This is a genomic window from Synechocystis sp. LKSZ1 (assembly GCF_040436315.1).
Taxonomy (GTDB): Bacteria; Cyanobacteriota; Cyanobacteriia; order Cyanobacteriales; family Microcystaceae; genus Synechocystis.
The window spans coordinates 1,887,702-1,899,881 of the sequence record NZ_AP031572.1; the positions used below are offsets into that span (position 1 = coordinate 1,887,702).

At 51.5% G+C, this 12,180-nt stretch carries 13 protein-coding genes; 11 read left to right on the plus strand and 2 right to left on the minus strand.

Translation table 11 applies throughout. The annotated features are described in order from the left end of the window. Window positions 1–37: 37 nt before the first annotated feature. The 3 genes from ABXS88_RS08725 to ABXS88_RS08735 all read left to right on the plus strand — a co-directional run bounded on the left by ABXS88_RS08725 (window position 38) and on the right by ABXS88_RS08735 (window position 1,961). Window positions 38–670 carry a transaldolase family protein gene (locus ABXS88_RS08725; RefSeq protein ID WP_353671659.1) on the plus strand — a complete coding sequence of 211 codons (633 nt, stop codon included), beginning with the start codon at window positions 38–40 and terminating at the stop codon, window positions 668–670. Between the two features lie 4 nt (window positions 671–674). After that, window positions 675–1,124, plus strand: coding sequence for an SRPBCC family protein (locus tag ABXS88_RS08730; protein ID WP_353671660.1), 450 nt, complete (start codon window positions 675–677; stop codon window positions 1,122–1,124). A gap of 120 nt (window positions 1,125–1,244) precedes the next feature. Further along, window positions 1,245–1,961: a TrkA family potassium uptake protein gene (locus tag ABXS88_RS08735; RefSeq protein WP_353671661.1), complete on the plus strand. Its 717-nt coding sequence runs from the start codon at window positions 1,245–1,247 to the stop codon at window positions 1,959–1,961. On the opposite strand, the gene ABXS88_RS08740 is transcribed toward ABXS88_RS08735, so the two are convergent. Then, window positions 1,918–3,534 carry a sodium:proton antiporter gene (locus ABXS88_RS08740; protein ID WP_353671662.1) on the minus strand — a complete coding sequence of 539 codons (1,617 nt, stop codon included), beginning with the start codon at window positions 3,532–3,534 and terminating at the stop codon, window positions 1,918–1,920. The genes ABXS88_RS08735 and ABXS88_RS08740 overlap by 44 nt on opposite strands. A gap of 66 nt (window positions 3,535–3,600) precedes the next feature. Between ABXS88_RS08740 and ABXS88_RS08745 the strand changes: the two genes are divergently transcribed. The 5 genes from ABXS88_RS08745 (at window position 3,601) to cynS (ending at window position 8,787) form a co-directional block, all read left to right on the plus strand. Continuing rightward, window positions 3,601–4,839: an LL-diaminopimelate aminotransferase gene (locus ABXS88_RS08745; protein WP_353671663.1), complete on the plus strand. Its 1,239-nt coding sequence runs from the start codon at window positions 3,601–3,603 to the stop codon at window positions 4,837–4,839. 91 nt (window positions 4,840–4,930) lie between these two features. After that, window positions 4,931–6,526: a CmpA/NrtA family ABC transporter substrate-binding protein gene (locus tag ABXS88_RS08750; RefSeq protein WP_353671664.1), complete on the plus strand. Its 1,596-nt coding sequence runs from the start codon at window positions 4,931–4,933 to the stop codon at window positions 6,524–6,526. 2 nt (window positions 6,527–6,528) lie between these two features. Further along, window positions 6,529–7,335, plus strand: a complete 807-nt coding sequence (gene ntrB, locus ABXS88_RS08755; protein WP_353671665.1) for a nitrate ABC transporter permease — start codon at window positions 6,529–6,531, stop codon at window positions 7,333–7,335. 43 nt (window positions 7,336–7,378) lie between these two features. Then, on the plus strand, window positions 7,379–8,272 hold the full coding sequence (locus ABXS88_RS08760; RefSeq protein WP_353674800.1) for an ABC transporter ATP-binding protein: 894 nt from the start codon (window positions 7,379–7,381) through the stop codon (window positions 8,270–8,272). A gap of 71 nt (window positions 8,273–8,343) precedes the next feature. Next, window positions 8,344–8,787 carry a cyanase gene (cynS, locus tag ABXS88_RS08765; RefSeq protein WP_353671666.1) on the plus strand — a complete coding sequence of 148 codons (444 nt, stop codon included), beginning with the start codon at window positions 8,344–8,346 and terminating at the stop codon, window positions 8,785–8,787. Between the two features lie 245 nt (window positions 8,788–9,032). On the opposite strand, the gene ABXS88_RS08770 is transcribed toward cynS, so the two are convergent. After that, complete coding sequence (locus ABXS88_RS08770; protein ID WP_353671667.1) at window positions 9,033–10,205, minus strand: FAD-dependent oxidoreductase; 1,173 nt, start codon at window positions 10,203–10,205, stop codon at window positions 9,033–9,035. A gap of 356 nt (window positions 10,206–10,561) precedes the next feature. Between ABXS88_RS08770 and rplC the strand changes: the two genes are divergently transcribed. Genes rplC through ABXS88_RS08785 form a run of 3 tightly spaced genes read left to right on the plus strand, consistent with a single transcriptional unit; the run spans window position 10,562 to window position 12,170 of the window. After that, the gene (rplC, locus tag ABXS88_RS08775; protein ID WP_353671668.1) at window positions 10,562–11,203 is read left to right on the plus strand and encodes a 50S ribosomal protein L3; all 642 of its coding nucleotides are present in this window, start codon (window positions 10,562–10,564) and stop codon (window positions 11,201–11,203) included. A 39-nt stretch (window positions 11,204–11,242) separates the two neighbouring features. Then, window positions 11,243–11,875 carry a 50S ribosomal protein L4 gene (gene rplD / locus ABXS88_RS08780; RefSeq protein ID WP_353671669.1) on the plus strand — a complete coding sequence of 211 codons (633 nt, stop codon included), beginning with the start codon at window positions 11,243–11,245 and terminating at the stop codon, window positions 11,873–11,875. Then, window positions 11,868–12,170, plus strand: coding sequence for a 50S ribosomal protein L23 (locus ABXS88_RS08785; RefSeq protein WP_353671670.1), 303 nt, complete (start codon window positions 11,868–11,870; stop codon window positions 12,168–12,170). The genes rplD and ABXS88_RS08785 overlap by 8 nt, the downstream gene beginning before the upstream one ends. The last annotated feature ends 10 nt before the right edge of the window (window positions 12,171–12,180 follow it).

Here is a 12,180-nt window from a genome sequence, read left to right on the forward strand (position 1 = left end):
GCCCCCAGCTAGAATAAACAAAAATTGCCAAGGCCCCATGATCTATCTCGATTCTGCGCTGGTGGAGCAGGCCCGTCAGCTTACCACTCTCCCTTGGGTAAAGGGCATCACCACCAATCCCACGCTCCTGGCCCAGAGTCCCCTTTCCCCCACAGAAACCCTGCAACAGTTGGCCCACCTCAGTCCAGGTGAACTTTATTATCAACTGCTCAGTGTTGACTACGAGGCCATGTTGAGGGAAGGGAAACAGGCCTATGAATTGATTGGCGAAAAGACTGTCCTCAAAATTCCCGCCACAGAAAGGGGTTTTCGAGTGGTCACGGCCCTCTCGCCCCAGATTACTTGCTCGGTGACAGCTATCTACCATCCCATCCAGGCCGCCATTGCCGCTGAAGCCGGGGCCAAATATGCCATTGCCTACGTCAATCGGGCCACCCGGTTATTGGGGGATGGCCTAGCGTTGGTGCGAGAGATGGCCCAGGTGCTACGAGGAAGTTCTACGGAAATCCTGGCGGCCAGTTTAAAAAATCCTAGCGAAGCGGCCCAGGCCCTCCAGGCCGGTGCCGATCATTTAACGGTTCCCTTCGAGCTACTCCAGGCTATGACCAGCCATCCTCTCTCCGAAGAGACTGTACAGGCCTTTAACCAAGGAGGCCGGGGAATCCTCTAAGCCTATGCGTTTTGAACAACAAATTGAAATCCAAGCCAGTGCCACGGCGGTGGAACAATGCTTCACCGATTTAGACCTGATGCACCGTTGGCTTAATCCGGCCCTGCGCTGTGAACCCGTTGGGGAATGGTCAACAACCGTCGGCAGTCGTAGTCGCTTTATTCTCCAGGTTCCCCTCTTAAAACCCAGTCTGCGCAATACGGTGATTCAACGGGAACCCGGCCTGGTGGTCTGGGAATTTCGGGGCTTTTTCCAGGGCCAAGACCGTTGGGAATGTCGTCCGACGGCCCAGGGAACCTTATTAATTAATTGCTTTGAATTCACCATTCCCAATCCACTCGTCAGCTTTGGCTTTCAGTTATTCGCTGCTCGTTGGACAAGTCGGGATATGCAGGCCCAGTTGCGTCGCTTGAAACAGGTGGCCGAGGCTTACTACCAGCAAGATAGTTTTTGAGCCAGAAGGCAAAGGTTTTCTTAAGGATTCAAAGTATTTTAACCAATGGCGATAGGTCTAATGTCGAAGTTAGTTATTACCCTATATGATCTTTAATATATTCTTGAGTCAAGAAAAACGATGTACGTTTTAATCGGCGGTGCTGGCATGATGGGACTGGGCTTAGCCCAACAGCTCTTAGACCTAGGACACACCGTTGCCAGCATTGATATTGACCCCTTGGCCTGTCGGTTTGCCCGCGAAAAGATTGGTGTGATGGCCTTTGAAGGCAGTGCAGTTAGCACAACGGTGCTGATCGAGGCTGGAATTCGACAGGCAAATGCTGTGGTCGCCGCCTTGAGGGACGATGCCCTGAATCTGGCCCTGGTCACCTTGTCGAGAAGCTATGGGATTTCCCATATTGTAGTTCGTATGTGCGATCGAGAATTTCTGGATGCGTATCGTCTGGCTGGTGCGAGTCATATCATTAGCACCATCGATTTAGCCGTTGCCACCATGGCCAATGCGATTGAATATCCTGAAGTTGAATCCATGATGCACTTTGAGCAAGGCCAGGTCGAAGTCCTAAAATTACCTGTCCCGGATAATTGTTATGTGGCAGGACGTACCGTGGCCCAAATTGCTCAAGATACTAACTTTCCGACGGGTTCTCTGATTATTGGCTATCAGTGTCACGCCCATGCCAGTTTAGAGATTCCGAATGGTAATACTATTCTGGAAGCCGGCTCAACTATTCTAGTCGTCACTCGTCCAGAATTTGTCAAACCAATGATCGATTACCTCGGTATTCGTGTTAATCATCGTCCAACGATAGCAGTCTCTCATCCAAATCCTTGAGGTAGGATTCCACTAAATCCTCTGGAACAATGCGCTTACGAAGCGCATGACTGACGGCACCTTTTTCAGCCAGAAAGAGTTGTCGTCGAATGCCGTCTAAATGACTGTGATTACTTTTCCCTTGTCCGGCTCTAGACTGGTTATAGGCCTCCCGCAAAACCCGTTCCGACACGGCGACTTTTGCTTGATAAGCAGCCCAAAGTTCTTCGTAAACCGCTTTGGATAATACGCCGGACTTGAGTAAATTGACTAATTCATCTTGCGCCGCTTTTGAGGCAATCAACTGAATCTGCAACTTGCCAATTTCCTGAGTTACAGCTGAAACATGACTAATCTTGAGTTGCTTAATTAGCCAGGGTAAGGCTAATCCTTGGATGACTAAAGAAAATAAAACCGCTCCAAATACCAGCTCGATAATGAACCCTCTTCCTGTTAGGGTTAACGGAATGGAAACGGCTAGGGCCATGGAGAGGGAGCCTTTAATATTACCCAAAACCAGAACATGCTGCCAGCGGAGAGGAATCGGACGATCAATCCAACGGAGTCCTGTTAATAACAAATATACGGAAAGAACCCGTCCCAATTGATAGGCTAAAATGACCAATAAAATAGAGGGTAAAGCTTGCCATAGTGTCAGGGGTTTAATTTCAATACCAATGAGTAGAAAAATAAATGTGTTGACGCTAAAGCTAGCATACTGCCAAAAACTGATTAGGGTAATCCGATCGGAAGCGGATGCACTACGAGGTAGGCCTAAATTGCCAAACACAAGGCCAGCAATAACGACGGCGACGGCCCCAGATACTCCCAAAAATTGCCCGATTTGAAAGGTGCCTAGGGCCAGGGCCACTGTCAGCAATAGACTACTTAAGGGATCTTGCAAGCGCACAAAGATAGGCAGACAAAGATAGCCTAAAATACCTCCCACTAGCCCACCACCAACCGCAACAACCAGTAACTCCTTAATGCCTTGAGCTGCGGTGATGGCACCCGTTGCATAAATCCCCAACAGTAAATTAAAGGAGACGAGGGCCGCTGCGTCATTAAAAAGTGTTTCACCCTCCACAATGGTCGATAATCGGGAGGGGACGCGAATCTCCTTAAAGACCGCAATCATTGAGACCGTATCGGTATTAGCTAAAATAACGCCCACGAGTAAGGCCGGAATCCAATCTAGCCCGAGTCCGAATTTTATTAGAACGGCAATAATCGCTGACGATAAGACCGCACCAGGGCCCGCCAGAATTGCAATGGGTTTAAAGGTGCTACGAAGGCGGCTAATATCCGTATTAATGGCCGCTTCAAAAATGAGAATTGGCAGAAAAAGATTGAGCACCAAGGAGGGATCTAATCCAATCTGACGCGATAATAGATTGGTAATGGGTAATCCGGCTAACACTAATCCCGTCACGTAGGGAATGCGTAATCGCTGGGTCACGAGCGCAACGACAGTGGCGGCCAGCAGCAAAATAATTAAAATTGTAACCAGGTCAGGAATGCTGACAGTGATTTGACTGTTCTCGGTCGCGTTGCTATTCAGGGGAGTTTGTTGTGCGAAAAGCCAGACTAGCAATAATTTACCCTCCTTAGGCGGCAAGCGCTAACTTTATAATGGCTAAGGTCTTTAGAAATCTTAACCATGGCCCGTATCAACGACAATTACCTCAAACTCAAAGCTGGCTATCTTTTCCCGGAAATTGCCCGCCGGGTGAATGCCTTTGCTGAAGCCAATCCCAAGGCGAACATTATTCGTCTAGGCATTGGCGACGTGACAGAACCCCTTCCCGAAGCTTGCCGTCAGGCCATGATTCAAGCCGTCCAGGACATGGGGGAACGGAGTCGCTTTAAAGGTTATGGCCCAGAGCAGGGTTACGCTTGGTTACGGGAAAAAATTGCCCAGCACGATTTTCAAGCCCGAGGCTGTGCCATTGATGCCTCGGAAATTTTTATCTCCGATGGCTCCAAGTGCGATACCGGCAATATCCTTGATATTTTTGGCAAGGATAATAAAATTGCAGTCACTGACCCCGTTTATCCCGTTTATGTGGATACGAACGTCATGGCCGGCAATACAGGTGACGCCAACGACCGGGGTGAATACGATGGCCTAGTGTATTTACCAATCACGGCAGAAAATAACTTCACGGCCCAGATTCCCAACGAGAAGGTGGATCTGATTTACCTCTGTTTTCCCAATAATCCTACCGGGGCCACCGCCACCAAGGCCCATCTCCAGGATTGGGTGAACTACGCCAAGGCCCATGGTTCCATCATCTTTTTTGATGCCGCCTACGAGGCCTTTATCACCGATCCAGAACTGCCCCACTCCATCTACGAAATCGAAGGGGCTCGGGATTGTGCCATTGAGTTTCGCTCCTTTTCCAAAAATGCTGGTTTTACTGGTACCCGCTGTGCTTTAACCGTTGTACCAAAAACCTTAAAGGCCAAGGCTCAGGATGGTTCAGAGGTTGAACTCTGGAAACTATGGAATCGTCGCCAGTCCACCAAATTTAATGGCGTATCCTACATTGTTCAGCGGGGGGCAGAAGCGGTCTATTCCCCCGAGGGCCAAGCCCAAGTCCAGGGCCTGATTAAGTTTTACTTAGAGAATGCCACGATTATCCGCGAACAACTCAGTGCCGCTGGCCTAACGATCTATGGCGGGATTAATGCGCCCTACGTCTGGGTCAAAACCCCCGAGGGCCTGTCGAGTTGGGACTTCTTTGACCAGCTCCTCGAAAAAGTCAATGTGGTTGGGACACCAGGATCGGGCTTTGGGGCCGCTGGAGAAGGCTATTTCCGCATCTCAGCCTTCAACAGTCGGGAAAACGTCGAGGAAGCAATGCGACGAATCACGGCGAAATTCAGCTTAACGTAAAGCTTGGGCTAGTTTGGTGACGAAATACACTGCTGGGCCTATCGTCAGAAATCTATGATTGGATGCTCATATTTTGTTTGAGGGTCTATGCATGGTCAAGGATAGTGCATCTCAGTTGCTCAGTCCGTCCTTAGAGCAGATGTTATCAGGGAACGCTTCTAGCCCTGGGGTTTGCCAAAGTTGCGGTGACTACCATCTCACAGAGGATCACTGGCAGTACATGGCGGATATGCCCCAGGATCCCATTGATTTAGTAAGTGACCTGGTAAAAATGGGTCTCTACAGCACCGAGGCCCTAGATTTAGCGGATCTGATGGTCCACCAAGAGTTACGAGAGGCCCTGTTTGTCGATCAAATGGCCGGCGATAATCCCGACCTGCGGGGCCTCTACGAAGATCTGATCAACGAGGCTGGGGGACTGGATGCGGCCTTTACAGCTGCCTTTGGCCCCCAAGCGGCAGAGTTCTTTAACACCACTGTCAAACGCGGCCCCTTTACCCGTCGTAAGTTTCTCAAGCAAGTGGCTGTCGCTGGCGGTATTTTGGCCCTGGGGTTCTCCACCCAAAATGCCCTTGGCCAGAGCAAAAATCCCAGTGGGCCGCCGGAAAAGAAAAAGCTACGGATTGGGTTTATTCCCATCACCTGTGCCACTCCCATCCTCATGTCCGACCCCCTGGGCTTCTATAAAAAGTATGGCCTAGATGTTGATCTGGTTAAAATGCCGAGCTGGGCAGCCGTCAGGGATTCCGCCATTGCAGGGGAATTGGATGCCTACCACATGCTCTCCCCGATGCCCATTTCTATCACCCTTGGCCTGGGGTCGGCGGCCTTTCCCATCCGTCTAGCTAGCATCGAAAATATTAATGGCCAGGCCATTACCGTGGCCATGAAGCACAAAGACAAAGTAAAAGGGCCCAAAGACTTTAAAGGCTTCCGCATTGGGGTTCCTTTCCCCTACTCCATGCACAATCTCCTACTCCGTTACTATTTGGCCACCGGCGGCATTGACCCCGATAAGGATGTCAAAATCAGCGCCGTCCCCCCACCAGACAGTGTGGCCAAGCTCTCCGTCGGTGATTTAGATGCCATGCTGATGCCCGACCCCTTTAATCAACGAGCGGTCTTTCAAAAGGTCGGTTTTATCCACATGCTGACTAAAGACCTCTGGAATGGCCACCCCTGCTGTGCCTTTGCGGCTAGTAAAAAATGGATTGACCAGTATCCCAACAGCTTCCGTGCCGTCAATAAGGCCATTATCGATGGCTGTGGCTACGCCAAAAATGCCGTCAATCGCACCCGGATTGCTAAGGCGATCTCCTCCCGCGAATATCTAAACCAGCCGGAACCGGTGGTGGCCGCTGTCCTGACCGGCAAATTTGAGAATGGCCTGGGCCAAACCCTGAATGTCCCTGACCGGATTAGCTTTGATCCCTATCCCTGGCATAGCTTTGCCTACTGGATTACCTCTCAGATGGTGCGCTGGAGCCTACTGCCGGCCCAACAGGCAAAATACGCCGACATTGCCAAGCAGGTCTTTATGGATGATGTGGCCCGGCAACTGGCCAAGGAAGTGGGTCAAAATCCTCCCACCAAGGAATTGCGGGTTGAAAAACTGAAGTACGACACCTTCAATCCGGCCAATCCCGCCGCCTACATCGCGGCCCAACGCAAAAAATATGGTGAGTAGTCATGGCGACTAAAAGTATTTGGCGTCGGCACGAAAATCTCTGGGCTGTTCTACTCTCCCTCCTGTTGTTAGCGTTGTTGTTAATCCTTTGGGAATGGGGCTATCAGGCCAAAATTTTTGCCGAATTGATGCCCTCGGCCACCGACACCCTTAAGGAGGTCTGGTTTTGGTTATCCAATCCTTTCTACGATAAAGGGCCTAACGATAAAGGTATTGGGATTCAGCTTTTGGTGAGCCTCCGGCGGGTTGCCATTGGCTTTACCATCGGCAGTGTGATTGCCATTCCCCTGGGTTTTTTAATTGGCCTGAATCCCATTGTCTCCAAGGCCATCGATCCCTTTATCCAATTACTAAAGCCCGTTTCCCCCCTGGCCTGGCTCCCCCTGGGCCTGGGATTGCTCAAAAGCTCGGAAATCACGGCTTTGTTCGTCATTGCCATTACCAGTGTCTGGCCAACCCTGATCAATACCAAGTTTGGGGTCAGTAACGTCGATCCAATGTATTTGGATGTGGCCCGTACCCTTGGGGCCTCTCCCTGGCGCACGATGACCAAAGTTATCTTGCCCGCCGCCGCCCCTAATATTATTGCGGGCCTCCGCATTAGCATCGGTATTGCTTGGCTGGTGATTGTTGCGGCGGAAATTCTGGTCGGAGGCACCGGCATTGGCTATTTCATCTGGAATGAATGGAACAACCTCAAAATCACGAGCATTATCACCGCCATTATTGTGGTGGGCTTGGTGGGCCTTCTGCTAGACCGGCTGTTTGGTTTGTTACAACAATGGGTCTCCTTTGGCAGAACCACCTAATCTCTTTTGTTATCGCTAACCCCTAGGGAGGCTCTGCCCCTTGATGACGCAATCTCCACTACTTCATGACGGGAATGGGTTGGCTATCCCCAAGGCCCATCTTTCTCTGCGCAATATTGCCATGGTCTACGAGGGCCAATCGGGATTTCTCGACCAAATCGTTCGACGCAAACCCAAACGCAGTCGCTATGTGGCCCTCCAAGAGATTAGCCTTGAGATTGAGCGCAATACTTTTGTCTCAATCATTGGCCCTTCTGGCTGTGGCAAATCAACACTTCTCAATATCATTGCGGGCTTGGCGGAACCCTCCGAGGGGGCCGTCACCCTCAACGGGAAATTAATTACCGCTCCGGGCCCAGACCGGGGCATTGTTTTCCAGAACTATGCCCTGCTTCCCTGGCTGACGGTCTCGGAAAATCTTCATTTTGCCATCGAAACGGTCTACCCCAAAATGCCCAAATTTGAACGGGGTGTTTTAGTCTACGAGCATCTCAAGTTGGTGGGCCTGGATGGAGCAGAACGCAAGTATCCCCATGAATTATCGGGCGGCATGAAACAGCGTGTCGGGATTGCGCGGGCCTTGGCCATCGATCCCGAAATTCTCTTGATGGATGAACCCTTTGGGGCCCTAGATGCCCTGACGCGGGGATTTCTTCAAGATGAAGTGTCTCGCATTTGGGAAGAAAAGAAAAAAACCGTGGTCATGATCACCCACAGTATCGAGGAGGCCCTGCTCCTCTCCGACCGCATTGTGATGATGACGCGGGGGCCCGCCGCTCAAATTGCGGAGGTGTTAACGGTGCCCTTTCCCCGGCCCCGCCATCGCGATACCCTAGACCAGCAGGCGGGTTACCACGACCTCAAGGCCCGCATGGAACAACATCTTTCCCAGGAGACCCGCGCCGTGGAAGAGGCCCGCATTCGCCTATCCAGCTAGGCCTGTCTCTTCGTGCAACGGTCACGAAAGCCCATTTATCCCATCTTTGTAATTAAGTATCAAGGAATTCTATGACGACCCTACCTGAGTTCACCCAAACGCTCCTTGCCGCCAAAAAAGCTAAGGGCCTGACCTTCGCTGACCTAGAAAAGATCCTCGGCCAAGATGAAGTTTGGATCGCGGCCCTGTTCTATGGCCAGGCCAGTGCCACCCCGGCAGAGGCCGAAAAAATTGCCGAGGCCCTGGGTCTCGACCCAGCGGTGACGGCGCCCCTAATGGCCTGCCCGACCAAAGGCCTTGGCCCTGTGGTTCCCACCGACCCCCTCATCTACCGCTTCTACGAAATCATGCAAGTCTATGGGATGCCAGTCAAAGAAGTGATTCACGAAAAATTTGGCGACGGCATCATGAGTGCTATTGATTTCACCCTGGAGGTAGATAAGGTGGAAGACCCCAAAGGCGACCGGGTCAAAGTGACTATGTGTGGTAAGTTCTTACCCTACAAAAAATGGTAAGAGTTTAATTGTTGCGAGTTTCCCCCCTGGGTCTGATTGGGTATCAAGGCTAGGGGGCATTTTTTTGAAAAGACAGGAACTATCGCTCCCAACGAAACTTGCGTTCCGCTTCGGAGATGGGCAGATCACAGAAATCCTCAAAGCTAAGGTAATTGCTCACCAAATATATACCGGCAAGTCTCCCAGTATTGAGGGATCTAAGAGGCTTGGGGAAGGGAGTTTTTTCCTGGCAATCGCCCTACAAGCTAATGATGGTACTGAGCAAATTTGGCCATAAAGCGCCGGTCTAGCCAGTCTTTCCAACGCCAGGCCAGGGCCGAATGCCAGGCCCAGGGCCCCCAGGAGGCCAGGGCCGTTTGTTGGCCGGTACCCAAGAGACTGAGATAACGCTTTTGGGGAATATAAGGCTTTAAGGGTTGGTGTAGACAATAGCGACGCAAATTCTCGAACAAGGGCCGGCCCTGACGCACAGCAAACACCCCGGCTTTGGGACAGGGATGGGGGGTGAGGCTAGCAATGTCGCCACTGGCAAAAATGAAGGAATGGGACAGGCTTTGCAGAGTCGGACCCACTTGAATAAACCCCCGGTCATCCAAGGTTAATCCTGACGGTCGCAACCAATCGGGCGCACTGGCCTGGGTCACCCAAAGGACTAAATTGGCCGCTATCTGATGCCCTGTCTGGTCGATCACGGCATAGGTCGTTAACGGGGCCATCGGAAAGCCTTGGCTAAAATCCTTCTCCACTGCTTTGACTGTTTTGCCTAGGCTGACTTGAATCCCTCGCTGGCGCAACATCTGACTAACCCAGCGCCTTGCTTGCCGACTATGGCCCGGCAATAAATGTTCCCCTTGGTGGAGTAAATGAATCTGGAGGCGGGGTGATATGGGCCGCTGATCAAATAGATACCTTAGACGGGCTTGCAAATTCAGGGCCAACTCGACCCCCCCGGCCCCCCCGCCAACAATCGCTAAGGTGACTGTTTTTACCAAAGGAGAGCGAGTTTTGACCAGAAAATCCTGCCAGGCTTCTAGGAATTGCGGGACGGGCTTGGCCGGCAGTACCCACTCGGCCCCGGCCAACGGGCCCAGGTACGGGGTACTCCCGAGATCTAAACTCAGTAGATCAAAGTCTAACCAACCCTGATTTGGGGTGTGTAGGCGTTGGTTATCGGGGTCAACAGCGATGGCGGTATCGAGGACAAAGCGAGCTTGGGCCCCCTCCGCCAGGGAGGGCAGATCAATATGAATTTCGCCATGGCGATACAATCCCGCCAAGTAACCAGGCACCATGCCGGAATAGGGGGCCTGATGGACATTACTAATCAGTACTAACTCGACCCCAGGGAGTGGCCGCTGGCTCCAATAGTGAAGCACCAGGGCATGGCTATGGCCGCCACCGACTAGGACAATTCTCATGGCCCTCCCATAAAAAACTTGACCTTTGGGCTTTTTACACTATAATGATTATTTGCGGCCAAAACGTGATTAATCAAAGCTATTTCAACTTTTATTTTTCCTGGTTGCCCTAGCCGCCTGAAGATACTGAGGAAGCGCTTTCCTTAAGTCTGACAGGGTTCTCGGCGCTCCGTTCAACGGTTATGTAGGATTAACTCTCCCTACCACTAGCCCGCTAACGGTTGGTCAGTTCCTGACCACTCGCTCAATCATCAACAATTCGTTGTTTTCAAAGACTTGGAGTAAGCCATTACTCCTTATCTTGGTGTTGAGCTTCTCCTTCCATCTATACCTAATTCAAAGTAGAGGGTTAGACTGTGTCTATTGGTATTTTAGGAACAAAACTGGGCATGACCCAGATTTTTGATCCAGAGCAAGGAATTGCAATTCCTGTAACGGTGGTGCAGGCTGGGCCCTGTCCCATCACCCAAGTTAAAACCCCGGAAACTGATGGCTATAGCTCCATTCAGTTGGGTTATTTAGCCGTTAAAGAAAAGGCCCTGAGCCAACCTGAGTTGGGACACCTCAAAAAATCGGAGACGGCTCCTGTTCGTCACCTCAAGGAATATCGTCTGGACAATGTTTCCGACTACCAACCGGGTCAGGCCGTAACGGCAGACATTTTTGCCGTGGGGGATCTAGTCGATGTGGCTGGCCAAACCATTGGTCGGGGTTTTGCTGGTTATCAAAAACGCCACAACTTCAAACGGGGCAACATGACCCACGGTTCTAAGAACCATCGCCTGCCCGGTTCGACGGGGGCTGGTACCACGCCCGGTCGGGTCTTCCCCGGTAAACGGATGGCTGGACAGTACGGCGCTTCCCAAGTCACCATTCGTCGCCTGACGGTTGTAAGAGTTGATGTAGAGCGTAACTTACTGCTCATCAAAGGGGCCCTCCCCGGTAAGCCCGGCACCCTGCTGAGCATTACCCCTACAAAGAAAGTGGGACGTAAATAGGTTTCCTGATTACCGCATTTCTGATTAACGGAAAGAATTATGGTTAGTTGTGTCGTTAAAAATTGGCAAGGGGAAGACGTGGGAGAAGCGTCCCTCTCGCTGAAGGTCGCCAAAGATGAAAATGCGGCCCACATTGTCCACCGGGCCCTTGTCCGTCAGCAAAACAATGCCCGTCAGGGAAATGCCTCTGCCAAAACGCGGGCGGAAGTCCGGGGCGGCGGACGTAAGCCTTGGAAGCAAAAAGGAACGGGGCGAGCCCGGGCCGGTTCGATTCGCTCTCCCCTCTGGCGTGGGGGTGGGGTGATTTTTGGCCCCAAGCCTCGGGACTACAGCACCAAGATGAATCGCAAAGAGCGTCGCTTGGCCCTGAGAACCGCCTTTAGCTCCCAATCGGAAAATCTGGTGGTGGTGGAATCCTTCGCGGAGAACCTCAGTCAACCCAAAACCAAAGAATTGGCGGCGGCCTTAACCCGTTGGGGTGCAACGGCGGATAAGCGAGTTTTGTTGATTTTGACGGATATTTCCGAAAATGTTTTTCTTTCCGCTCGTAATATTCCCTACCTCAAGGTCTTGAGGGCCGATAGCTTGAATATCTACGACATTCTCGTTGCCGATACGATCGTTACCACCCCGGAAGCCCTTGCCCAACTCCAGGAGGTTTATAGTGACTAGCCCTGATACTCGTAATCTTGCTGACCTAATTGTCAAACCCATTGTCACCGAGAAGGCCACTCTGCTACTTGAGGACAACAAATATACCTTTGATGTTCTGCCCAAGGCCACCAAGCCAGAAATTAAAGCAGCGATTGAAATGCTCTTTGATGTCAAAGTGACTAAGGTGAACACCGCCCGTCCCCCCCGTAAAACCAAGCGCGTCGGACGTTTCCTCGGATACAAGCCCCAATTTAAACGAGCGATTGTGACGCTCCAGGAAGGCGACGCCATCAGTCTCTTCCCCGATGTTTAACCTTCATTGC